Below are 23,361 nucleotides of genomic sequence, written 5' to 3'. Positions count from 1 at the left end.
ACAAACGCTTCCTATTTCTGGATCACCCTTTTGTGTGGGCAGTACACTGACTGTTCCTTTTTTTACTGATGTAAATTTTCCATCAGGTAACACCTTCACCGTTCAACTGTCTAGCATTACCGGAAGCTTCAACTCACCTAGAGTTTTAGGAAGTGTTTCTAGAAGAACGTCTGGACAAATAGAGGTAATCTTGCCCTTTAACGTTGCGGCAGGCGCGGGCTATCGTATAAGGGTAATAGCTTCTAATCCTACGCCAAGCATGACGGTACTGGATAATGGAACCAACCTAACCATAGGTACGCCGCCAGCCAAGCCCACCATCACGTCCAATTCTGGTATTTGCGCGGGTAGTACGCTCACTTTGACTGCGGGCAAGGTAACGGGTGCTTCCTACGCCTGGACAGGCCCCAATGGTTTTCAGGCAACAGGTCAGGTAATTTCTATCGCTAATGCTGAAGCCAGCACCAGTGGAATTTATACCCTTACCATCACTTTAAACGGATGCAGTAGCTCTAATACTACTGTGGTAGAAGTAAAACCCGCCACTGCCAATGCAGGACAAGACAAGGCAATTTGCCTAGGTCAAAGTGCACAGCTGACCGCCAGTGGCGGCGTGAATTATCTTTGGTCTCCTACCAACACCTTAAATGACGCTACTAGCGCCACGCCTATAGCCACACCTACGGCTACTACTCTTTACACCGTCTTTGTCACAAATGCCAATGGATGCGTGCGCACAGCCAAGGTATTGGTAACCGTACATCCGTTACCAACTTTAGTAATCACGCCAACCGCTGCTTCAATTTGCGCAGGGGCTTCCGTACAATTACAGGCTAGTGGCGCGACTACGTATTCCTGGAGCCCAGCCACCGGTCTAGATGACCCCAGCAGTGCAAGCCCAATCGCTTCTCCGGCCGTTACCACCACTTATACCGTGACCGGTACCTCAGTTGCAGGCTGCACCAACACTAAAACAGTAACGGTGACCGTGAAGCCTTTACCTATTGCCAACGCTGGCTTTGACCGCAGTATCTGCTCTGGGCAAGCCTTGGTATTAGGCTCTACCACCACTTCTTCAGGTACCTATCTATGGGAGCCAGCTACTGATTTATCCAGCGCTACCCTTAAGACGCCTACACTTACTGTGATCAACCCTACTAATGAGCCCATCACCAGAGTGTACAAACTGACAGTGACTACTAACGGATGTACCACTACAGATGAGGTGCGCGTCACCATTAACCCAGCGGTACAGGCTAATGCAGGACTAGACGTAGCCATTTGCGCAGGCAATAGCACCCAACTGAATGCTTCAGGCGGGAGTACTTATAGATGGAATCCTAGCATAAACCTAAGCGACCCTAATGTTGCCAACCCACAAGCGTTTCCAACTACCACTACTAGATATATTGTCACAGTCACCAATGATGAAGGCTGTAGCCGCAATGACACGGTCTTTGTGAATGTAACTCCCAACCCAGTACTTACAATATTACCTGCGGCTCCTGCTATTTGCGTGGGAACGTTCGTCCAGTTACAAGCGGCTGGGGCCGCTACCTATTCGTGGAGCCCCACCACTGGTTTAGATGACCCCACCAGCGCTACGCCGGTAGCAAGCCCCACCACCACTACTACTTATACCGTGACTGGAACGTCAGTGGCAGGATGCGTAACCACTAAAACCATCACCGTAAAAGTCAACCCAATTCCTTTGGCCAATGCAGGTGTTGACAAGGTGGTCTGCTCAAGACAATCCACTGTATTAGGCACGGCACCTACCACAGGGTACACCTACTCTTGGTCACCAGCTATTGGGTTGTCTAATAGTCGCGTAGCAAATCCTACACTTAATTACCCAAGCGAAAGCAGTGCGCCCATCACAGTAGAATATACTTTGACTGTTACGGCCAATGGCTGTTCCTCAACAGATGTAGTGCGGGTAACTGTAAATCCTGCCGCGTATGCCGGACCAGACGTCTTTGTCTGTGCTGGAAGTGGTGTGCAACTGCAGGCCACTGGCGGCTTAACTTATGCCTGGAGCCCTGCTACTGGCTTAGATAATCCTAGCATTGCCAACCCAATTGCCTCGCCCAGTGCCACCACTACCTATACTGTGACCATAACCAGTGAAAACAGCGCGTGTGTGAAGACAGACCAGGTAAAAGTGACAGTCAATCCATTACCCACTATTATGGCAAGTGCGGTATTGTCTACCATTTGCCAAGGCACATCAACCAATTTGTCTGCCACCGGCGGGGTAACCTATGCATGGTCACCAACCATAGGTTTGAGTGATGCTACCAGCGCCAATCCAACGGCTTCGCCTACAGAGACTACTACTTATACAGTGACTGGTACGAATGCCAACGGATGTTCTAGTACCTCTCAGGTGACTGTGACCGTAACGCCAAGTCCCGTAGCCACCATACAGGCCAGCGGATCTACTAGCATTTGCGAGGGGGCTAGCCTAACACTAACTGCTTCTGAAGGCGCTTCCTACCTTTGGAGCACGGGCGCTACCACTTCCTCTATCACTGTTTCTACCGAAGGGGCCTATTCCGTCACCGTCACCAATGCGCAAGGCTGTAGAACCACCTCTGCCATTACTCAGGTAACAACTATAACCCCACCAGTAGTCACGCTAGAGGCCTTTGCTACCGTCTGCCAAGACAAGAGCCCTTTTACCTTGACTGGAGGATTCCCTAATGGAGGTGTTTATAGCGGTCCAGGTGTAAGTAACAACCAGTTTAACTCCAGAACCGCTGGGCCTGGGACCCATGCTATTTCTTACACTTACACAGATGGGAGCGGCTGCTTTACCACAGTAACGCAACCGCTTACCGTGAGCACTTGTCTGGGCGCTATAGAAGAGGTAATGCAAGCATCCTTTAAAGCCGCTCCCAACCCAGTGTCAGATGTATTGAGCATTGAGATGACAGTTGACACTAAAACCAATATAGTATTGCAATTGATAAACCTGAGTGGCAAAGTGGTAAAAGAAGAAAAAGCGGTGAGCTTTAAAGGCAACTTTAATCGTCAATGGCCAGTCCATTCCTTAGTGAGAGGCGTATACATTTTGCATATAAAAACCGGCACCACTAAGCTTCAGCAAAAGATAGTCATTCAATAATTCTGCACGAGTAAATTTTTAAAGGAGACTTGGTCTAGTAAGGCTAGGTCTCTTTTTGTTTTAATAAAAAAACTAACCGAAACCCATACAAGACATAAAGCAGACACGGTTTGCAATTTTCATATATTTTTCAGTATCTTTAAAACATATCCTTGCCTCTGACAAAACAACCAACACGCTTACCTCTGCCAAATAAAAGCACCGAAACAACTGATAATCAATAGCCTTGACACCTCAGGTTTCGTAAACTATTATCCGGCACAATTGATTTCCTTCCCTGACCCCGCAGGGAGTTTGATAAGCAAAATACCTGTAGCTTTTGCCCCCTAAGGCGCACGTATTCCTAGGCTAGCCCTAGACACTCTTGCATTTCTGGCAGTTTTGTAAAGTCCTATTAACGCCTTATCACCATGAGTAAGGTAGCGCCTACCCTGAGAGTAAACCAGGGCTCTAGCCAGCAGGTCCAGGGGCAACCGTCTGTGAGTTTTGAGAAACTGATACAGTATTCTACAGACTTGCACTGCACGCTGGATCCTACTGGCCGTTTTCAATTTGTGAATGACACTAGCGCAAGCCTGTTAGGGTATCTTCCGGAGGAGCTCCTAGGCAAACCCTTGCAAGAGACAATCCTCTTGGAGAACACTGCTGCCCCAGAAGAAACCGTGCGTCAGTTGCTGTGGCAAAACCCAACCCTGCCCCACCTGCCCACCAGAAAAAGAATAAGCCATTTACATAAGAGCGGAGGACCCATTTTACTGGAATGGTCTGCCATCTGGGTAGCAGAAGACAACGTGTACTACTGCGTGGCCAAAGACTGCCGCCACCAAGAGGTGGCCACGGCCGCCCCAGACCAACCCAAAGGCCTACATGAGATTCTGGTGGAACACGGGGCAGACATGATGGCCCTCTTAACCCTGGATGGCATTTACACCTACGTAGGCGGCCCCATAGAACGTATTCTAGGGTACCGGCCAGAAGACCTGGTAGGCAAAAACGTATTCAATCACATACACCCAGATGATTTACAAGAAGCCAAAGGCTCTTTTGTAACCCTGTTGCAGTCAGACACCTACACCAACAGCCGCGGCTTCAGGTTTAAACGGGCAGACGGACAATGGCGCTGGATAGATACCACCGTGAGCAACCAACTGCTCAACCCCAACATCCAAGCCTTGGTGGTGAGCTCCAGAGACATTACAGAACAGGTAGAAAATAACAACAGACTGCAGGAAAGCGAGCAGAAGTACCGCAACCTGTTTGAGAAGAACCCAGACGTGGTCTTTCTGCAAAACCCAGAAGGCACCATCATAGAAATAAACCAGGCTTTCCAGAAAGTGCTGGGATATACCCCCCAGGAGGCAGTGGGCCTGAGCACCACCCTGTTTGTGCCCAACGAGTCTGTGCCCCAATCTGTCAAATACTTTAATGAATCCTTGGCCGGCAAGACCACGCGCTTTGAGATTAACTTGCTCACCAAGACCGGCGAGCAGAAGGCGTTTGAAATTGTCATGTACCCCTTGTTCCTCAAAGGCAGGATTCTGGGCGTAGAGACCATAGCCAAAGACATCACGGTGGTAAAGCAGGCGTTTGAAACCATACAACGGCAGGCGCAACGGCTCAACACGGTGCTGGAGAGCATCACAGACGCTTTCTTTACCCTAGATAGAAACTTGCGCATCACCCACCTGAACAGTGAGATGGTCAAGCTCTTGGGCATAGACAAAGAAGACACCCTGGGCCGAAGCATCTTAGACGTGTTCCCGGAAGAGGCAGAGGACATCTTTAAAAAGCAGTACAAACGCATGCTGTCCACGGGCAAGTCTGTGTCTTTTGAGACCTTCCTGAAACGGAAACGCAAGTGGCTGAGCGTAAAATTCTTCCCTTTTGAGGGCGGCCTGTCTGTCTACCTGCTGGACATCACCCAACGCATACGCTACCAGAATGAACTGAGCATGCTGTCTCTGGTAGCCAGCAAGATTACCAACGGCGTGGTCATCATGAACGCCCAGTGCCACATAGAATGGGTGAACGATGGCTTTACCAACATCAACGGCTACACCCTGCAAGAGGTACTGGGCAAGCGCCCCGATGATTTCTTCCATGGCCCCAACACCGACCCAGAAGCCAGAAAACGCATTTTTGCCGGCTATAAGTCTGGGGAGCCGTTCACCGAGGAGATTATCAACTACAAGAAAAACGGAGAGGAGTTCTGGGTAAGCCTCAACATCACGCCCGTTAAGAACGAAGAAGGCAAGGTAATCAGGTTCATTGCCATTCAAACGGACATCACCACGCTTAAGAAGGCCGAAGAGCAGCAAGCCAAGCTAGCCCAGGAGCTGAACCGTCAGAACCTGGACTTACAGCAGTTCACCTACATTGTGTCACACAACCTGCGGGCGCCGGTGGCAAATTCTCTGGGTTTGGCCAAGCTGCTGCCCTTGCTAGACAAAGAAGACAGCGGCTACACCCGGGCCTTGCAGGGCATAGAAAAATCCATTCTCTCCATTGACACAGTCTTAAAGGATTTGAACACCATCCTCACTGTTGGCTTCAACAAAGACACCCTAGAGGTAGAAAGCATCAACCTGAAAGCCGTCTGTGAAGAGGCCATTGAGAGCCTGCATGAATCCATTGACGCCGTGGGCGGCCAAGTAGAGTTAAACATTGAGGCAGGTTTGCGTGTGTCTGGCAACAAGGCCTACCTGTTCAGCATGTTCCATAATCTGCTTACCAACGCCATCAAGTACCGCTCACCAGACAGAACGCTGCAAATCACCGTGACGGCCACCATCAAAGGCAAATGGGTGAAGGTCTTGTTTACCGACAATGGCTCTGGGTTTGACGAGGAACGTGCCGGCGACAAGGTCTTCAAGCTCTATCAGCGCTTCCATCATGAGGTAGAAGGCCGTGGCCTGGGGCTGTTCATGGTCAAAACTCAGGTAGAAAGCATGGGCGGCGACATTCAGGTGTCCAGCCAGGAAGGAGTAGGCACCGAGTTCTTGATCTGCCTGCGCCTGGGCCAACCGCCTGTTGAGAGACAAACGTGAGCAAGCGTCGTTTTTAGGCTGTTTTCTGTAAAACAGGCCAAAAACGGCTATCTGGGTTGAGCGTATATAAACCAAAAGCGGGGCACGTCATTAGAATTGACGTGCCCCGCTTTTGGTTTTCATAGTTTCTCTATTTGGCTTCCAGGGCTTGTAATTGCTTGATGGCACCACTGTTCTTAGGATTCAAAGCCAAGGCACGTTTGTAGTTCTGGATGGCCAGGTCCTTTTGGCCGCTTGCTACCAGGGCCTCGGCGTAGCTGTCAAAGGCGTTGCCGCTGTTGGGGAACAGGCTGGTGGTAAGTTTGAACACCGCAAGTGCCTTTGGCAACTGGCCCTGCTTCCAGAGCAGGTACCCCCAATCATTCAGGTCTGCCTCGGCTACATGGTACTTTTTGTCTTTCTTCTTCATCTCCTGCACCAGCTTCTCTGCATGGTCAAACCCCTTTTTAGTGAAGGCCTTGTGTAAGACCAGCACTTCTTCTGGCAGACCGAAACCAGTAGACGGTTTCATGGAAGGCACGTAAAAACTGGCCACTTCATCAATAAAGCTTTCGGGGGCAGAGCCCATGCGGTTGGTCAAGAGGATAATGGTAAGATCATCCTCAGGATACATGAAAAACGCCGACCTTCCGCCGCCAATGCCACCCACGGCTGGGTGCGCTGCCCGGGTCATGGTAGTCCAGCCTATGCCGTAACCGTTCACTAGCTTGGTGAAGCCACCTAGTTTACCGTTTTGCAAAGGTACCGATGCCCAAAGTGCCGGCAGGCTGGTGGCTTTCAAAAGCTTACCTTTTTGCAAGGCAATGGTCCATTGCGCTACTTCCTGGGCCGTGCTGTACATGCCCGCGGCGGTCCTGGTTGCGGCCGGAAAGTGTTCGGCCACGTTCATATGCTTTCTGTTGCGCACGGCATAGGGCTTGGCCAGCCCCGGCACCACCTCAGAGAAGTCTGCGAATCCTGTCTTCTGGACGCCTACCGCCTGTAACTGACGCTCTTTAATAAACTCTATAAAGGGCTTGCCCGCCAGTTTATCTATGATCTGCCCTAAGAGCACGTAGCCTGTCTGGTTGTAGCTGAACTTCTCACCGGCGGCAAACTCATTGGGCTGGGATAAGACTTGGGTCCAACCAGCATCCCCCATGCGTTGAAAGGTCCACTCGCCGGTATTTGGGTCAAGGACGTTGGGCAGCCCAGCCGTGTGCGAGGCCAGTTGTTTGACCGTCACGCTTTGCCAGCTGGCCGGAAGGTGGTCTAGGTACTTAGAGGCCGGAGCGTTCAAATCTAGCTTCTTGTCTTCTACCAATTGCAGCAGGGCTACGCCCGTGAAGGCTTTGGTGATGGAGTTTAAAGAAAAGGTGGTCTCGTTAGTCACCGGAACGTCGTGTTCCAGACTGGCCACGCCGTAGGCACCCAGTTTAATGATTTCGCCTTTACGTACTACTGCCACTTGCATGCCCGGGATGGCACGCTGTTGCATGATTTCCTGTAAGAAAACGTCTACGCTGTCTGGGGTCTGGGCCTGCGCAGGCTGTTGGGCAAGAGACAAGGCAACCAAGGTTACACCGGCTATTCTTGATAAAGTTTGGGAGATGCTGAATGGTTTTTTCATAGTTGGATGGGTTGGCAGGATTAGGCAAGTACTAGTGTTTGGTTGCCTTGCCCTTATGAGATGCACGCCCCTGGGCTTTGGTTGTCTGCCCCATGCAAACTATTTTCTCAAGCTAAGCTTATCAGAGACTCTAGTGGTGAGGGAAAGGTCCGTTTTTGGCCTGTTTTCCAGAAAACAGGCCAAAAACGGGTTTCTGCTTATGACAGAGGGTTAGCACGTTTTTCAATCCATCTTAAGAGAAAAAAGTTGGAAGGCTAAAAAAAAACAGGTTGAGATTCGGTATAATATTAAGATTTTTCTATATTTAAACAGTATCCCCGCGCTATCTACCTCAAACCCTTTTATTATGTCAAAGCTCCTTACCTTAGTAGTTACGGCCTACTTATGCCTTGTCACCAGCACCACGGCGTCTGGACAGAACGGGCAGGATGAGTTAGAGGTTTATGTACAAAAACTGAAGACGTCACAGGCCACCGGAGGCAGCGAAACCGTTTTTCTCTCCATTGGCTCAGATTTCATGTATGCCCAGGAATATTTTGAGGCGAAGAATTACTCGTCGGCGGCTAGCGGGTTTAGGGCCATTACGCAACGGCAGAAAGACCATGCCTTTGCGCATTACCAGTTGGCCGTGGCGCTGCTCAGGCAGAATGACCTAGAGAAAACCCAAGAGGCCGAAGAAGCCCTGGCCAGCGCCTTCGCGTTAAAACCCAGCTTAAAAGAGAGATATGCCCAAGACCAGCCTCAGCGTTCTGCCAGCGCTGCGGCTCCCCCAGTTGCCACCGTCCCAGATTCGTCCAGCCCAAAAGCTACCGGCGCAGAATATCAAGGGCTTGCCGGGTACATAGCCATGCTCAAACATTCTTATGCCACGGGCGGCAAAGAGACGCAGATGCTGAGTGCCGGACAGGAAGCCCATGAGGGTATTCAATACTATGAGTCTGGTGAGTATGGCAGCGCAGAGACAAGGTTCAGCCTCTCCTTGGCCAGAGATGCCCGTAATCCCTATGTGAATTATCTGGCTGCGGTGTCATTGGCGGCGCAAGGCAAAAGCCAGGCGGCTCAGGTTTATTATCAAAAAGCTATTGCCCACGACGGCTCCCTGCAAAAGTCTTACGCCGCAGATGTTGCCATCGCCAGAGCCAAATGGGATAAGAAACAGCAAGCCAGCATGATAAAACCTGCCCCCGTTACTAAAGTAGTGTATGGCGGGGCGCTCACCTATGGCAAATATACCTGCCACCAGTCTGTCTGGAACGGCCCCAACGCCAGCCCCGCCTACAGATTTGAATACAAAGGCTACTTTGACCTGAAGAAAGACGGCACTTACCGCTGGTTAGACAACGGCGGAACTGGCAAGTACAGCTATAATACCAAAACCGGCGCCCTTACCTGGCTTTCTGGCCCCATGAAAGGGCAGGCACCTGCCTCTTCTAAATACCAGAAGGGCACCACGGTGGCTCAGATAACGGTAGAATATGCCAAGAACTACCGGTGGGAGTGCGGCTGCAACAAGTAAGTTGCTCGGCTAGAATACTTAGTCAGGCGTTAAAACTTGCTTTTCCTGACAAAACCTGCCACATTTCCTCAATAATCAACTGATAGTCAAGGTATTTCGCAAATAAAAATTGTAAATTTAGTCAGCACCATGAAACTATTAACATTTAATGAATGTCATTGTACTATGAATGGATAATCTAAAGTAAATAAATGGTTATGAAGCAGTTCCAGAAATCAATCCTGCCCCTTATCAAAGACGACACGTTGGTCTTCAAGACATCTAAAAATCATCAGTGCCGCATAGCGCTAGACAAGTTCTTGAAGGAATTTAGACTCATAGCCTCTATTTCTACTGACTACAACAATAACCAAGCATACTATTTTGAAAGCAACCTTGACCAGAGCATTACCATGCGCATACAGGTGATGGACCATGTGGTTTCCTCTACGTTGGCGCCCAACAGTTACTTTGAGAAGCATTTGACAGATATCTTCAAGGCTCAGCAGAAGAAAAGCTCAAAGTAAATCCAGCACCTGCCGTCCACATACAGGCCAAGCATTCCTATTAAAAGCTGACTCCCTTCCCAGCTGGTGCCTGTAACCAATTTGTGCGCATGGATACCTGAATGCCCGGTAAGAGATGGTTTGTCCTCTTTTACCGGGCATTCACCTTTTCAAACACTTTCCAGATGAACTCGGCTAGGCGTTTCATGGCGCTTACGATAAGTGCATAGCCAGGACCATGTAAGGGGTAGGTCAGTTGCAAAGACCAAACGACATTTATGGGCCATTTACACATCGGCACGCAGGCCTCCCTGACAGTTACTCAAGCAATTATCTTTTGCTCTAGCACAAAATGTTTGTCTTATAATTTGGTTAAATGCCGCATCTGTTTTAACTTTGAATCGCAAAGCACTTTTAGATGAAACAAGAACAGGATTATAGCCGCGATTTAGCTGAGATACGCACCATGATGGAGCGGTCTTCTAAATTTCTGTCACTGTCTGGCTGGGCAGGAATCATGGCCGGTATTTACGCCTTAGCAGGTGCCTTTATTGCGTACAAGGTCTTTGACTTTCATCCTGACGGGATAATGGACATTTCTTATGCGGCGGGCACCCTGTCTTCTAACTTGGTAAACCTTATCCTGTTGGCTGCCTTTGTCTTGGCCATGGCCATTGGGACGGCTATTTACCTATCTTCAAAGAAGGCAGAGAAACGCGGCGAAACCCTTTGGAATGCCACCGCGCGCCGGGTGCTCATTAACATGGCAGTCCCCTTGACCGTAGGCGGGCTTTTGATCCTCATCTTAATTGCTAAAGGGTTCATTGGCTTTGTGGCCCCTTTCACTTTGTTGTTTTACGGTTTGGCTTTGTACAATGCCAGCAAGTTTACTTATGGTGAAATGAGAAGCCTGGGCCTCATTCAAGTGGGATTGGGCTTGATAAGCGCTTACTTTGTGGGATATGGCTTGTTCTTCTGGGCGCTAGGCTTTGGGGTGGTCCATATTATTTATGGCATTTACATGCATTACAAGTACGAGCGGTGAAAATATCAATAGATGGGTTACATAAAGCGTTTGAGAGCAGGATTAGGCTGGGCATCATGTCGGTGCTGGTGGTCAATGACAGGCTTGACTTCAACTCTTTGAAGGAATACCTGAATGTGACGGACGGCAACCTGGCCAGCCACATGAAGGCGCTGGAGAAGGAGGAGTTTATAGGCGTGGAGAAATCCTTTGTGGGCCGAAAACCCAACACCACCTACTTCATCACCAAAGAGGGGAAAAAGGCATTTGAAGACCACTTAAAAGCCCTGGAGAAACTGATTAAAGGCATGGCCTAGTAAAAGCAAAAGCAAATCATACACCCAGGCCAGCGTTTAGAATAGTGAAATTAAGTAGCCTAAGGCTTTGCAGAATCGTAAAAACAACATACCAATCATTTCATTCACAGCAGAATAGAGACAAATAAAATGAAGACAAAAAAGACAAACTCTTAAAGTTGACCCTGCGCAAGCTCTATTTTTTTGCCCCTATACTTTGAGTTTCAAAGTACTTTAATAGGAATCGAATTTTAACCACATTAAACACTTTAACCATTCACATCATGACAACTAGTAACAACTTAAACCCGCACACCAAGATCTCCGTGCCTTTGCTAAAGCCTATGTTGATTGGCGCCGGCATCGCCTTGGCAGTTATTTCATTCTTCGTGTTTGGGGTAGATAACCCTAACCCTGAGTGGGGCCAATACTGGAGGATTAGACCCTTGATCATCACGCCAATGGCCGGCGCCATGGGTGGTGCCTTCTACGCGTTCATGGACTACCAGGCAAGCCGCGGATTTAATAGAACCCTGGCTATTCTCTTAAGCTTGGTGGTGTTTGTGATTGGCCTCTGGCTGGGCGTTGTGCTGGGACTGGCTGGCACCATGTGGAATTAGTGGTTCTGGAAGAGCAATCATAAACAGGTCTAAAGCATAAAGCCATGAAAGACGAAATCATCACCCACCTCCATGACCCCAGCCAACTAGAGAGGCTGTACCGGGCAAACAAAGCGCCGTTCAAGCGGGACTTCATGACCATGTATCCTTCCTTAAAGGGCAACGCCTTGGCCGACTTCTGGCATGAGCGCCTGACTTATGAAACCGATGAGATCAACTGGGGCAACAGCAGAGAACTTTGGTTTGTGCTTATGGCTGTATTGGTGGCCGGCATTATTGCCAAGTTCCCCGCCTTGTTCTCCATTGACGAAGAGTTCTTTTATCCCAGAAACATAGGCTTCACCGTCTTTCCGTTGCTCACCGCCTTCTTTGCCTGGAAGAACAACCTCTCAACAGGTAAAATAGCGCTGTTAACCGGCTTAACGCTGGCCGGAGTCATCTTCATCAACTCCCTGCCCAATGTGCAGACCAGTGACACGCTCTTGCTCTCCTGCCTGCACTTGCTGTTGTTTCTGTGGTCTATCCTGGGCTTTGCCTTTGTGGGCGGACCGCAGAACGACGTGGAGAAGCGGATTGGTTATTTGAAATTCAATGGAGACTTGGTGGTCATGACTACGCTTATCCTCATCTCGGGTGGTCTCATGACCGGCATTACGTTGGGGCTGTTTGGGTTGATTGGGTTTAATATTGAGGAGTTCTATTTCAAGAATGTGGTGGTGTTTGGCTTACCGGCCGCTCCAATCTTGGGCACTTATTTAATCCAGACCAATCCGGCTTTGGTGGGCAAGGTCTCTCCGGTGATTGCCAGAATCTTTAGTCCCTTGGTGTTGGTGATGTTGGTGATTTATCTGGTGGCCATCATCTACTCGGGCAAGGACCCTTACAATGACCGCGAGTTCTTGATCATGTTCAATGCGCTGTTGATTGGCGTCATGGCCATCATCTTCTTCTCCATAGCCGAGAGCAGTAAAGCCACCAAAAGCCGCGTAGAAATCTGGGTACTGGTGTTGCTGTCCTTGGTGACCATTCTGGTCAACGGCATCGCGTTGTCGGCTATCTTGTTCAGGATTTCTGAATGGGGCATTACGCCTAACAGAGCTGCCGTTTTAGGCAGCAACGTTCTCATCTTAATCAACCTGCTGTTGGTGACGGCGCAATTGATCAGGGCGCTGTCTAAGAAGGGAAACATTGCGGGTGTGGGTAAAGCCATTGCGCTCTACCTGCCTGTCTACTGTCTCTGGGCCATCATTGTAACCTTCCTGTTCCCATTATTCTTCGGGTTTAAGTGATAAGAAACCTCCTGGTTCTTTAAGCCCTTAGTCTATGTTTCAAAATCAACCAGACTAGGGGCTTAAAGAGCAAATTAAAGACCTAGCGTAGCAATAATAATCCTTAAAAGACACATAAATATGAATTACTCATCTCCTGCCTCTACCAGAAACGGCCAGATTCTAGGCTGGCTGTTTGGCACCTTGGTTGTCATCATTGGCATTCTAAATCTGTTCCTGGTGCATCCGGTTCCAGGCATTGCCTATCTGCTGTTATCCCTTCTTTACCTGCCTCCGGCCAGTGCACAACTCAAGGCATGGTTTGGCTTTTCATTGCCCGTAGTGGTAAAGATTATCCTGGCTGTGGTCATCATTATGTTCACGCTAGGAGTGAGCGACCTAGGCGACATGATTGATAAGCTGTAACACCTTGCATACCCTTCATGTCCAATGTTAACAGTCCCAACGGCTATAAATCACACATCCAGAAATGAGCCTTGCCACTAAATTAGACCAACTTCATTTACAGGCCAGAAGCAACAGGTGGCTGTGGCTGTTCGCTATCTTTTTGAGAGTGGCCCTGGCCTTCGGGTTTATCACCTCTGGCATGGTCAAGGTGCTGGGCAATAGGTTCACGGTATTGCCAGACAGCCATCCCATGGGTAATTTTCTGGAGGCTATTTACAACACAGGCTTTTACTACACTGCCATTGGCGTGTTTCAAGTACTGGCGGCCGTGTTGCTGTTGTTTCCAAGAACCGTTATTCTGGGGGTGTTCATTTACCTACCCATTATCCTGAATATCTGTCTGTTGTCCATTTCGGTGCGTTTTGAGGGGTCTTTTGTCACGTCGCCTTTGATGGTGTTGGCCAATTTGTATTTGCTGTGCTGGTATTATCACCGCTGGAAATACGTGCTACCCTTTGCCCAAAACCCGGCTCAGCCGCAGTTGCCAACATGGTCAGAGTTGAACCCCAGGTTTCCTGTAAAGTTTTTTGCGGGAGTGGCCACCGCCATGGCCTTGGTAGTGCTGTTTGCCTTCCATGGGTATGAACTGATGCCGCGCAACACGTCCAAAGATTGCAAAATGCAGTGCGAGGACAGCGCCAACCCCCAAGCCTGTATTACTTTCTGTGACTGTATTCATCTAGAAGGCCAGCCGTTGCAGAAATGCCTGGAAGCCTATGAAAACGCCAGGTAAAGGTTGGCCTGTGTCTGTGAGCTACACCCATGGAGTTACAATGCCTGAACATCCGTTTTTGGGCTGTTTTCTGAAAAACAGCCCAAAAACGCTGGTACTGCCACTCGCCGGCGCAGATGGAAGTTCCGGACTAGGAACCCTTCGGCTTAGATTAACCATGTCTATTTTTTTGTTCTTAAACTTTGCAATACAAAGAACTTTCAAAATAACACACTCCAACCTACACTTTTAAAATCATGATATATGAAACTACTTAAAAAGCATTTTAACGCACCGTATTCCTTTCACGGAAAATCGTTTATCCAACATTTCATCCTCTTGGTGTTGCTGGTGGTAGCTATCCTTTTCACTACGCCGGCACACGCGCAAGACAAGGCCACAGAGGTAGACAAAATCTTTAACTGGGCTACGCAAGAAACTCCTGGTTGCGCCTGCGCCGTGTCGCAGAACGGAAAGACGGTGGTGAGCCGGGCCTACGGCTCCGCTGACCTGGAGCGCAACGCCCCCTTGACTACCAACACCATTTTTGACATAGGCTCCCTAAGGAAGCAGTTTATTGCGGCGGCGGTTCTGTTGCTGGTAGACGAGAAAACGCTTTCCCTCACCGAAGACATTAGAACCTACCTACCAGAACTCCCTGACTATGGCCAGAAAATCACGCTCAACCATCTGCTCACGCATACTAGCGGCCTGCGCGATTGGACCGGCATGCTCCCTTTGGCCAACGGAAAACCTGAGGCGCTCACTCTTATCCTGCGTCAGCGGGGACTCAACTTTAAACCCGGCGAAGAGTGGTCTTACTCTAACAGCGGCTATGTGCTCCTGACGGAGATAGTGGCCCGCAAGACAGGAATGCCCTTCGCGGAATTTATGCGCAAGCGCCTGTTTGAACCGCTTGGCCTTAACTCTACCAGCTACGTGGTAGACATGACCCATGTGGTGAAAAACCGAGCCATGGCCTATGAAAGACAAAAGGACGGCAACTACAAACTGGACATGTATTGGGGCAACGACCGCGGCGGCGGGGCCATTCTCAGCACTGCCCAGGACCTAGTCCTCTGGAACGATGCCCTCAAGAACAACAAGCTGGGGGCGTTTGTCACCCAGAAGTTGCAGGAACCAGCCCAACTAAACAACGGAAGAAAACTAAGCTATGCCCGCGGTCTGTTTCTGGAGAACTACAGAGGCGTCAAAGAAGTATGGCATTCTGGCGGCGCGGCTGGGTACCACTCTTGGCTGGGGAGTTTTCCGGAGCAGAACATTTCCATTGCCGTGGTGTGCAACTCGGACGCCAAACCCGCCACCGGCCTGGCAGAACGCATTGCAGACTTGTTCGTGTCTTACAAGACGCCGCAGGACTTAACTGCAGGCCCGCCACCGGCACTTACCGGAGACACCTTGCTGGAAGCCAAAGGCAAGGCAGGCCTATTTGTGCAGGAGCAGACCGGCGAGACCATGCGACTTGCGCTGGACCGCGACAGACTGCGCATTGCCAACGGACCAGGCTTGGTGCCCGTTACCAAAAACCGTTTCAAGCGCCATGGAGCCTTTGTGCAATACATGTCCCAAGACCAGTTTGAAATCAACTTCTTGTCACCAGACCAGTTTGAGCTGAAGACCATGGAAGGCAAAACGGTCAAGTACAAACGCGCCGAAGCCTACACACCCTCTCCAACCGACTTGCAGGCCTTATCTGGCAGGTACACCAGCGAAGAGTTAGGCGCCTTCTTTGACATCAATCCCAGCAAAGACGGATTGCTGGGCAAAGCCAATGACGCCGCTGGGCCGGGGTTTACGTTAACCCCAGTCAAGCAAGACACCTTTCAACTAGCGGGCGTCACCGTACGCTTCGTGCGCGACAAAGCAGGCAAGGTAGTAGGCCTAGATTACAGCAATCCAGTAGTGCGCAACATCAGGTTTACTAAGCTAGGTGAATTAACCAGCCGTAGGTAGGAGTAAAGTTAAACAACCGTTTTTGGCCTGTTTTGCAGAAAACAGGCCAAAAACAGCAAAGCGCACACCCTCATAAACTCACCGTCTCCGTTTTCCTCAAGGATAGAATGGTGAGTCTCTTTAAACAGAAAGGCCGATGCAAAATCATTGCATCGGCCTTTCTGTTTGAATTAAGACAACTCTTTAACTTGGGTGCACATCTAGCTCATCAATCTGGTCTTTGTAGTCTGCCGGGAGCAGAATGTTTTTTAAGAGCCAGTCTATCTTCATCAACCTGGAGACTTTGTACAAGGGCACCACCGGTGTGAGCAGAGAGAAGTCACTAAAGTCTAGCAACTCCTTCACCCGTTGGGGTACTACCAGTTTCTGGCCTTCTAGCAAAACCTTGAACCGCATGGCGCCCAGATGTTTTTTGTATTGTTTGAACAGGTCATAGGTGTACTCGCTTCTCTGCAGGTTCTCCTGCAAATGCGCTTCTCTGACGGGAAGCCATTCTAGATAGGTCGGCGGCAACTCCTTTACGCCCATCCGGGTGCCCACGCGGTAAAACACGTTGTAGACTTCTTCCTTCTCTGCCTCGGTTAGCTTTTTCTCCAGCAGTTCATAAGACGCGATGGAATAATGGATGAGCATGAAGAGGACATCGCGGTAGGCCCAGTCTGGGATGGAAGCGCCTCGGCTTTTCTCCACCCCTGCATGAATTTTGGCCATAGTGTCAATGGCTCTGTTGGCTTCTTCCATAGAGGAGAAGACAATCATGCGCGCGTACCGTACGGTGGAAAACAATCGGCCCAACGGGTCTGCCGGAAGCTTGCCCGTAAAATACAGCCAGTCTACTGCCTTGTTCAACGCAAACTCAGCAGAGGCTCCCGCAAAAATGAACAGGATGGTGTCGCTCTTGCCCCATATCTCCCTGACCACTGATTCCTTCTCAACAAAGTACTGCATCACTCTTCCAATTGCTTCTCACTAAGATACGCAGGAATGAGATTTCTATTTTAGAAAAGCCTTGAGATCTTTTAGACTATCTACCACAAAAGAAAAAGGGCAAGCCAGATTTTTCTAGCTTGCCCTTTTAGCCGAACGGAACCTAACTAGGGGCTTATTCTTGCTTGTTGATTATAATAATCTTGCGTTCGCTTACTGCTTTGGAGTACTGTGCGCATGGGTGGCCAACTCTTCTTCTAGTTCAATGGCGGCTAAAGCGCATACAGATTCTATCTTTGAGAACAGAGAAAGGATGACGCCCATGGTTTTACCGTCCACGCCATCGTCATAGGTATTAGCTCGCACACTGGAAACCAATGACTGAAGCGTCTTGGCTATCTCTTCAGACTCTGGGTTGATGCCCATGGTGGCAAAGGTGGGAATGATGGAATGGGTGAGGTTCTTGAGGCTCAGCCAGTTCCTTTCCTCAATAGCCGTTTTCATCTCTACCACCAGTTGCGGAATCTCCATGAGATACAGCTGGATCATCTCTACCATACGGGCATCTGTTTTGGTAATGCGCTTGAGGTAGTCAAAGTTGACGCAGGTAAAAGCTTGGCTCTGCTGGTCTTTGGCTTCTGGCTTTACAGATTTCTTGACGTCTTCTGGGTTCTTGAGGTACTTGATGATTTTGCTGTAAAGGAGCTTGTCATCTATGGGTTTGGAGATGTAGTCGTTCATGCCCACGGCCATGCATTTGTTCACGTCTACGGTGGTCACATCAGCGGTGAGGGCAATGATGGGCACTTTGAGCTTCAGTTCATTCCTAATGTATTCTGTGGCCTCAAAGCCGTTCATCTCTGGCATCTGCAGGTCCATGAGCACAATATCATAGGCATTTTGGCGGAGTTTCTCCACCGCTATTTTCCCGTTGGCCGCTACTTCCATCTCAAACCCGAAGTCCTCCAGCAAGGTCTTCATCAGCAACTGGTTCAAAGCAATGTCTTCCACCACCAGAACCTTCACGTCTTTGAAACCAGTCTCCAGCTCAATGTTTAAGCCTGTCTCGGTATCGGGTTTTTCCAGGGTTTTGTCAAAGCTGAGGATGAAACTGAAGGTGGTGCCTTCGCCTACCTTACTTTTGACCGTGATAGTGCCGCCTTGTGGCTCTACCAGGTTTTTCACGATGGCCAGGCCCAGCCCGGTGCCGCCGTACAACCTGGACGTGTCACTGGTGGCCTGCTGAAAGTTGTCAAAGATGGTGGTGAGTTTGGTTTCCTCAATGCCAATGCCAGTGTCTGTGACAGAGAACTCCAGAATGACTTTCTCAGCGTCCTGCACCAGCATGCGCACCCCCACGGTAATCTTGCCCCTAGTGGTGAACTTAACGGCGTTACTTACCAGGTTGAGGATGATTTGGTGCAGGCGCACGGGGTCACCAATAAGTACTTCAGGAATCTTGGAGTCATATTCCATGATCAGCTCCAGGTTGCGCTCCTGTATCTTGGTCTCAAAGAGGTGCACCATGGCAAAAATAGACACTGATAATTTAAACGGAACCTTCTCAAAGGTCATTTTACCGGCGTCTACCTTGGCCAGGTCCAGAATGTCATTAATCAATACAATTAAGGCATCACCGCTTAGTTTAATGGCCGTCAGGTATTCTTTCTGCTTGTCGGTGAGCTCCGTTTTCAGGACCACCTTGGTAAACCCAATGATGGCGTTCATGGGCGTCCTGATCTCATGGCTCATGTTGCTCAAAAACTGCTGTTTGGCTTTCACGGCATCTTCGGCAATTCCCGTAGCCAGCTCTGCTTTTAACTGAGCCAGTTCTGCGGCAATTTTGGCTTCGTTTAGTTCGGTGGCAATCCGTTTCTGGTCTGTTACGTCGCGGGCTACAATCACTACGCCCAACACGGCGCCTTCATCGTTCTTGTAGACAGAGCCATTGAAGAGAACGTCAGTGAGTTTGCCGGCTTTGTGCCGCAGAGTAAGCGGTGAGTCTGCCACGGCGCCTTTCGCGAAGACCTCCTGGTACACCTCGCGGGCCATCTGCGGGTCTGTGAAATAGGTAAAAAAATCTGAGCCTAAGAGTTGCTCTCTACTAATGCCGGTAATTTTCACCGTAGCCTGGTTCATGTCAGTGATCTTTCCTTCTGGGCTAATGGTGACCAAAGGATCCCGGCTGGCTTCTATGAGGCCCCGTGCGTAATTGGCAATGCGCAACTCAGCGGCCCGCTTTATTTTCTCGTCGTTCTGGAAGGCCAGTTCCTTGTTGGCAAGCACCAGTTCTGCGGCACGCTTCTCTTTCTCATCATTTTGGAAAGCCAGCTCCTTGTTAGCGATGCTCAGTTCCTGCGCTCTTTTTTCTTTTTCATCATTCTGGAAAGCCAGTTCTACATTGGCTATTTCCAGCTCCTGCGCCCGTTTCTCTTTCTCATCGTTCTGGAAGGCGAGCTCTACGTTGGCAATGCTCAGTTCTTCGGCGCGTTTCTCCTTCTCGTCATGCTGAAAGGCAAGCTCCTTGTTGGCAAGCCGTAGCTCGGTGGCCCACTTTTTTTCGGCGGTTTCACGAGCCACCATCACCACGCCTTGCAGATTGCCTTCTTCGTCCTTATACACAGAGCCTGAGATGAGTACTTCTGAAAGCGTGCCGTCTACGTGCCTGAGCGTAAAGGGTGCATTGGCCAAGTCTCCCTTAGCCAGTACTTCTGAAAACTTATTGCGTACCCGCTCCGGCTCTGTAAAGTAGGTAAAGAAGTCAGTGCCCATTAGAGAAGCCCGGCCCACGCCTGTCATGGTCACTGATGCCTCATTGGCGTCAAGAATCTTCCCCTGCAGGTCTACCGTCACCAATAAGTCTAGGCTAGCCTCTATTAAACGACGGTATCTTTTTTCACTTTCATTCATATGATAGAGCATAAAGCACCAAGCTTTTATAAGTTGGCGGCAGGTATTCTGGTTATTTACCTAAGGATTCTAAGTCAGGAAAGTATATTTCGGCTTCAGGAGAGAAGACAGACTTAGTTCTGTAGAAGGGCAGGCATGTTTTGAATAACACCTTATTGACTACCTGAAAGATACGCCTTTTAAACTGTAACAAATTTTAAATTTCTAATACGCGGCCCAGGCAATTAATTGGGTGCATTTATGAGATTTTCCAGGCCGCAGACCGTTGCCATGCAGGTTTTAATTTCTTATCCGGCAACTATGTCTATGTTACTCGTATAGGGTTATTCCGTAGAAGGAAAAAGTATTCGTGAACCCTGGTGGCCTGAGAGCCTTTATAACAACTGGCTAACTGTAACCATTTCTGTAGGCTACTTTTACAAACAACCCCTTCAACGTCTATACTTACTAATACTCTTTATTGATGGGAGAATCATCTGGCAAGGCAGATAACCTTAAAAAACTTATAGAGCTGAATGATGAGCTGGAGAACTATTTCAGCAATACCATCATTCCGCAGCTTTTTGTGGACGCTGACATGATTCTGCGCAAGTTCACGCCTGCGGCCATGACCCACTTCAAGCTCTCTGACAGTGATGTGGGCCGGCACATCAATGACGTGTCCAACAACATCAGGTTCCCTACCATCATTGAGAACATTCATGAGGTGATTGATAGCAAGGAGGCCCTGGAAAAGGAAATCCAGACCACAGACAAGCTGTGGTACCAAATGAACATTCTGCCTTACATCATCAAAAAGGAGAGCAGGACCAACGGCGTCATCATCACCTTTATTGACATCAATGACCGCATCCAGAACCTAAGAAGCTATGAAAAGCTGAACAGGAACTATGAGGTGGTCATCCATGCGCTCTACCATGACATCAAGGGTCCTATTTCCAACATAGAATCCTTGGTGAGTATTCTGGAAGAGAAGGATAGCGATGAGGCAGAGACCATAGAAGTACTGCAGATGATAAAGCTTTCTATCTCTAAACTGAGAGAAACGGTAGATGACTTGGTGGACATTGGCGAGAAGGGCACTGATTTCACCAAAGCCCCCGAGCGTGTCAATTTTGAGAACGTGATTGAAGACGCGGTTCTCTCGCTTAAGGACAAAATTACGGAGACCAATGCCAGAATCACTTCTGAGATTAGCGTGTCAGAGATTAACTTCTCCAGAAAGAACGTGAGAAGCATCATCTACAACCTGCTCAGCAACGCCATTAAGTACAAGGCCCCAGACAGACGGCCCGAGATTCTTATAAAGACCGAACAACTGGCAAATGCCATCCTGTTGACGGTGAGCGACAATGGCCTGGGTATTGAAGCAGACAAAAAGGAAGCCGTCTTTCACCGCTACACCAGATTAAGAGATGAGGTAGAAGGCTCTGGCATTGGCTTATTCATTGTCAAGAACATGGTAGAAGACATGGGCGGCGAAATACAGGTAGATAGCGTGGTAGGCCAAGGCTCAACCTTCAAGGTCTATTTTAAAGGATAACCTCATTCCGTTTCAAGAAGCCGAAGTTTCTATTTCCAGAGCGTGACGTTTACTAGAAAACGACAGCTTTTCCTGACTTTTCTACTCACGCCAAGCCTCTTAGCTTTTTATAAAAAGCCTCTGCGTACGTGTCACTGATGGGAATCAATTGATCTCCTATCTGTATCCTGTTTTTTTCAATATGGTCTATTTTGTCAATGGCCACCATGAACGACCGGTGCACCCGGGCAAAGTCTCTGGCTGGCAACAGTTCCTCTAACTTCGCGAAGCTGTTGAGCGTCATGATCTTTTCCTGGACGGTATGAATGCGCAGATAGTCTTTCATCCCTTCCACAAAAAGGATGTCTTTGATAGCCACTTTCTGAATGCGATGACCCACCTTTAAGAAGATGTATTCCTGCTCATGCTTAGAATCAGGAATCATCTCCTTCACTTCTAGGGTTTGTCTGGGACTTTGCTCCTGGTACAGGCGCAACACTCCTTTGTAAAACCGTTCAAAGGAGAAAGGCTTTAGAAGGTAATCCTTCACTTCCAGCTCAAAGGCTTTTAGGGCGTGCTGGTCATAGGCCGTGGTGAGGATGATCATGGGCTTGGGGTTCAGCATGGGAATGAAGCTGAGTCCGTCCAGGTCCGGCATGTTGATGTCCAGGAACAGCAGATCGGGTTTGTCTTTTTCAAGGGGACCCACTGCCTCTAAAGGGCTCATGAAAACGCCTTTCAGCTCCAGAAAAGAAACCTTGGCAATGTACTCTTCCAGAATCTCCTGGGCCAGCGGCTCGTCATCAATGATATAACACGTCAGCTTTTCTTTCATGCGCGGGTGAATGGATGCCGTCAATTTTTAAGACCACAGAAAAGGTAGTACCCTGGGTGTCAATCTCCAAATGATGTTTACCCGGATAAAGCAAAGCAAGCCGCTTCTGCACATTGGGTAGCCCTATCCCGCCGGGTTCTTCCAAGCCAATTGCCCGGTTATTCCCAATGGGATTCTGCACCTTGAAGGTAAGGCTATCTTCCTGTACTTCCACGTTGATTTTTATAGCACCCGGCTCCAATCTGGCGGGGCTATGCTTATAGGCATTCTCCAGCAGGTGAATGAACAACAACGGGGCAATGTGACAAGCTTCAATTTCTCCTTCTACCTGCATGTCTACCACCGGGCTGTTTTTATACCGAAGCTGTTGCAAGCCCACGTAATCATTCAGGTAGTCTAACTCACGGGACAAAGGCACCGTGGGAGCATTAGATTCATAAATCATGTAGCGCATCAAAGAAGACAGACGCATGACGGCTTCTGGCGCGGCCGGTGCCTGCTTGTATACCAAGGTATGGATGTTGTTGAGGGTGTTGAACAGAAAGTGCGGGTTTATCTGAGATTTTAAGTAATACAGTTCTGCCTCCACGGCTTGCTTCTCTAGCTGTTCCTTCTTGATGGTATTGATGACCAGATTCTCAGTGACCCTAGCCAGCCAACTAAGAAAGACAAAAATGGGGACGCAGGTAAAAAAAGTGATGATGTAGTGCTCACTGAAAACATCCCAGATAGTCATCTTGCGGTAATGGAATACCATAAAAGGAAAAGGCCCGGTGAGCATGATGACGGCCAGCCTGCTGAAATAGGCTTTCTTCTGGTTCTTACCCAAATACCGGGTCAGGAGAATGAAATGGCTGTAAAAAACATACAGGCAGGTTAAGACAAACCCCAATGTCAAGGTGCGCCAGTGTTCATTGTCCTGACTGAGCTGAAGCATCACCAACAAGGTGAACAGAATCCAGAGACCTAGGTGAACGAGTCTGAATACATTTTTAATCCGATCCATACAACAAAGGTA

General features: G+C 49.1%; 17 protein-coding genes. 12 read left to right on the top strand and 5 right to left on the bottom strand.

All coding sequences use genetic code 11. The features are described 5' to 3' along the window. Positions 1 to 259: 259 nt before the first annotated feature. A complete protein-coding gene (locus tag ABD880_RS14320) occupies positions 260 to 3,130 on the top strand; it encodes a T9SS type A sorting domain-containing protein (RefSeq protein WP_345167448.1) in 2,871 nt (956 codons plus the stop codon). A gap of 410 nt (positions 3,131 to 3,540) precedes the next feature. Beyond that, a complete protein-coding gene (locus tag ABD880_RS14315; protein WP_345167446.1) occupies positions 3,541 to 6,177 on the top strand; it encodes a PAS domain S-box protein in 2,637 nt (878 codons plus the stop codon). Positions 6,178 to 6,307: 130 nt separating this feature from the next. On the opposite strand, the gene ABD880_RS14310 is transcribed toward ABD880_RS14315, so the two are convergent. Further along, complete coding sequence (locus tag ABD880_RS14310) at positions 6,308 to 7,786, bottom strand: serine hydrolase (protein ID WP_345167443.1); 1,479 nt, start codon at positions 7,784 to 7,786, stop codon at positions 6,308 to 6,310. Between the two features lie 346 nt (positions 7,787 to 8,132). On the opposite strand from ABD880_RS14310, the gene ABD880_RS14305 reads away from it, so the two are divergent. The 9 genes from ABD880_RS14305 to ABD880_RS14265 all read left to right on the top strand — a co-directional run bounded on the left by ABD880_RS14305 (position 8,133) and on the right by ABD880_RS14265 (position 16,149). Beyond that, the gene (locus ABD880_RS14305; protein WP_345167440.1) at positions 8,133 to 9,302 is read left to right on the top strand and encodes a tetratricopeptide repeat protein; all 1,170 of its coding nucleotides are present in this window, start codon (positions 8,133 to 8,135) and stop codon (positions 9,300 to 9,302) included. A 197-nt stretch (positions 9,303 to 9,499) separates the two neighbouring features. Then, complete coding sequence (locus ABD880_RS14300) at positions 9,500 to 9,808, top strand: hypothetical protein (RefSeq protein WP_345167437.1); 309 nt, start codon at positions 9,500 to 9,502, stop codon at positions 9,806 to 9,808. 397 nt (positions 9,809 to 10,205) lie between these two features. Continuing rightward, positions 10,206 to 10,832 (top strand): hypothetical protein, encoded by a 627-nt coding sequence (locus ABD880_RS14295; RefSeq protein WP_345167436.1) that lies wholly within the window; start codon positions 10,206 to 10,208, stop codon positions 10,830 to 10,832. Continuing rightward, the gene (locus ABD880_RS14290) at positions 10,829 to 11,128 is read left to right on the top strand and encodes a winged helix-turn-helix domain-containing protein (RefSeq protein WP_345167434.1); all 300 of its coding nucleotides are present in this window, start codon (positions 10,829 to 10,831) and stop codon (positions 11,126 to 11,128) included. Before ABD880_RS14295 ends, ABD880_RS14290 begins: the two co-directional genes overlap by 4 nt. 263 nt (positions 11,129 to 11,391) lie before the next feature. Next, positions 11,392 to 11,727 (top strand): potassium transporter KefB, encoded by a 336-nt coding sequence (locus tag ABD880_RS14285; RefSeq protein WP_345167431.1) that lies wholly within the window; start codon positions 11,392 to 11,394, stop codon positions 11,725 to 11,727. Between the two features lie 44 nt (positions 11,728 to 11,771). Continuing rightward, positions 11,772 to 13,016, top strand: coding sequence for a hypothetical protein (locus ABD880_RS14280; protein ID WP_345167429.1), 1,245 nt, complete (start codon positions 11,772 to 11,774; stop codon positions 13,014 to 13,016). Between the two features lie 120 nt (positions 13,017 to 13,136). Then, a complete protein-coding gene (locus ABD880_RS14275) occupies positions 13,137 to 13,421 on the top strand; it encodes a hypothetical protein (protein WP_345167426.1) in 285 nt (94 codons plus the stop codon). Between the two features lie 64 nt (positions 13,422 to 13,485). Further along, positions 13,486 to 14,196 carry a DoxX family protein gene (locus tag ABD880_RS14270; protein WP_345167424.1) on the top strand — a complete coding sequence of 237 codons (711 nt, stop codon included), beginning with the start codon at positions 13,486 to 13,488 and terminating at the stop codon, positions 14,194 to 14,196. A gap of 243 nt (positions 14,197 to 14,439) precedes the next feature. Further along, on the top strand, positions 14,440 to 16,149 hold the full coding sequence (locus ABD880_RS14265; protein ID WP_345167423.1) for a serine hydrolase domain-containing protein: 1,710 nt from the start codon (positions 14,440 to 14,442) through the stop codon (positions 16,147 to 16,149). A 183-nt stretch (positions 16,150 to 16,332) separates the two neighbouring features. Here ABD880_RS14265 and ABD880_RS14260 read toward each other — a convergent pair whose 3' ends face one another. Both ABD880_RS14260 and ABD880_RS14255 read right to left on the bottom strand, forming a co-directional pair. Then, positions 16,333 to 17,097, bottom strand: coding sequence for an oxygenase MpaB family protein (locus tag ABD880_RS14260; protein WP_345167420.1), 765 nt, complete (start codon positions 17,095 to 17,097; stop codon positions 16,333 to 16,335). 192 nt (positions 17,098 to 17,289) lie between these two features. Then, positions 17,290 to 19,986: a PAS domain S-box protein gene (locus tag ABD880_RS14255; RefSeq protein ID WP_345167417.1), complete on the bottom strand. Its 2,697-nt coding sequence runs from the start codon at positions 19,984 to 19,986 to the stop codon at positions 17,290 to 17,292. Positions 19,987 to 20,449: 463 nt separating this feature from the next. Between ABD880_RS14255 and ABD880_RS14250 the strand changes: the two genes are divergently transcribed. Next, entirely contained in the window at positions 20,450 to 21,529 is a 1,080-nt protein-coding gene (locus ABD880_RS14250; RefSeq protein ID WP_345167414.1) for a sensor histidine kinase, read from the top strand. 85 nt (positions 21,530 to 21,614) lie between these two features. Here ABD880_RS14250 and ABD880_RS14245 read toward each other — a convergent pair whose 3' ends face one another. Together ABD880_RS14245 and ABD880_RS14240 are read right to left on the bottom strand one after the other, a co-directional pair. Beyond that, positions 21,615 to 22,343 (bottom strand): LytR/AlgR family response regulator transcription factor, encoded by a 729-nt coding sequence (locus ABD880_RS14245; protein ID WP_345167412.1) that lies wholly within the window; start codon positions 22,341 to 22,343, stop codon positions 21,615 to 21,617. Continuing rightward, entirely contained in the window at positions 22,312 to 23,349 is a 1,038-nt protein-coding gene (locus tag ABD880_RS14240) for a sensor histidine kinase (protein WP_345167409.1), read from the bottom strand. The genes ABD880_RS14245 and ABD880_RS14240 overlap by 32 nt, the downstream gene beginning before the upstream one ends. Positions 23,350 to 23,361: the final 12 nt, after the last annotated feature.

Source organism: Nibribacter koreensis (assembly GCF_039541795.1).
Classification (GTDB): domain Bacteria; phylum Bacteroidota; class Bacteroidia; order Cytophagales; family Hymenobacteraceae; genus Nibribacter; species Nibribacter koreensis.
Note: the sequence above shows the minus strand (reverse complement) of the source record. Positions and strands in the feature narration are given on the sequence as shown.

Bases quoted from the DNA above. Each gene is read 5' to 3' on its own strand.
- ABD880_RS14275 (WP_345167426.1), top strand. From the start codon at position 13,137: ATGAATTACTCATCTCCTGCCTCTACCAGAAACGGCCAGATTCTAGGC.
- ABD880_RS14245 (WP_345167412.1), bottom strand. From the start codon at position 22,343: ATGAAAGAAAAGCTGACGTGTTATATCATTGATGACGAGCCGCTGGCC.
- ABD880_RS14300 (WP_345167437.1), top strand. From the start codon at position 9,500: ATGAAGCAGTTCCAGAAATCAATCCTGCCCCTTATCAAAGACGACACG.
- ABD880_RS14260 (WP_345167420.1), bottom strand. From the start codon at position 17,097: ATGCAGTACTTTGTTGAGAAGGAATCAGTGGTCAGGGAGATATGGGGC.
- ABD880_RS14310 (WP_345167443.1), bottom strand. From the start codon at position 7,786: ATGAAAAAACCATTCAGCATCTCCCAAACTTTATCAAGAATAGCCGGT.
- ABD880_RS14280 (WP_345167429.1), top strand. From the start codon at position 11,772: ATGAAAGACGAAATCATCACCCACCTCCATGACCCCAGCCAACTAGAG.
- ABD880_RS14320 (WP_345167448.1), top strand. From the start codon at position 260: ATGACGGTACTGGATAATGGAACCAACCTAACCATAGGTACGCCGCCA.
- ABD880_RS14295 (WP_345167436.1), top strand. From the start codon at position 10,206: ATGAAACAAGAACAGGATTATAGCCGCGATTTAGCTGAGATACGCACC.
- ABD880_RS14305 (WP_345167440.1), top strand. From the start codon at position 8,133: ATGTCAAAGCTCCTTACCTTAGTAGTTACGGCCTACTTATGCCTTGTC.
- ABD880_RS14240 (WP_345167409.1), bottom strand. From the start codon at position 23,349: ATGGATCGGATTAAAAATGTATTCAGACTCGTTCACCTAGGTCTCTGG.
- ABD880_RS14265 (WP_345167423.1), top strand. From the start codon at position 14,440: ATGAAACTACTTAAAAAGCATTTTAACGCACCGTATTCCTTTCACGGA.
- ABD880_RS14270 (WP_345167424.1), top strand. From the start codon at position 13,486: ATGAGCCTTGCCACTAAATTAGACCAACTTCATTTACAGGCCAGAAGC.
- ABD880_RS14285 (WP_345167431.1), top strand. From the start codon at position 11,392: ATGACAACTAGTAACAACTTAAACCCGCACACCAAGATCTCCGTGCCT.
- ABD880_RS14255 (WP_345167417.1), bottom strand. From the start codon at position 19,986: ATGAATGAAAGTGAAAAAAGATACCGTCGTTTAATAGAGGCTAGCCTA.
- ABD880_RS14315 (WP_345167446.1), top strand. From the start codon at position 3,541: ATGAGTAAGGTAGCGCCTACCCTGAGAGTAAACCAGGGCTCTAGCCAG.
- ABD880_RS14250 (WP_345167414.1), top strand. From the start codon at position 20,450: ATGGGAGAATCATCTGGCAAGGCAGATAACCTTAAAAAACTTATAGAG.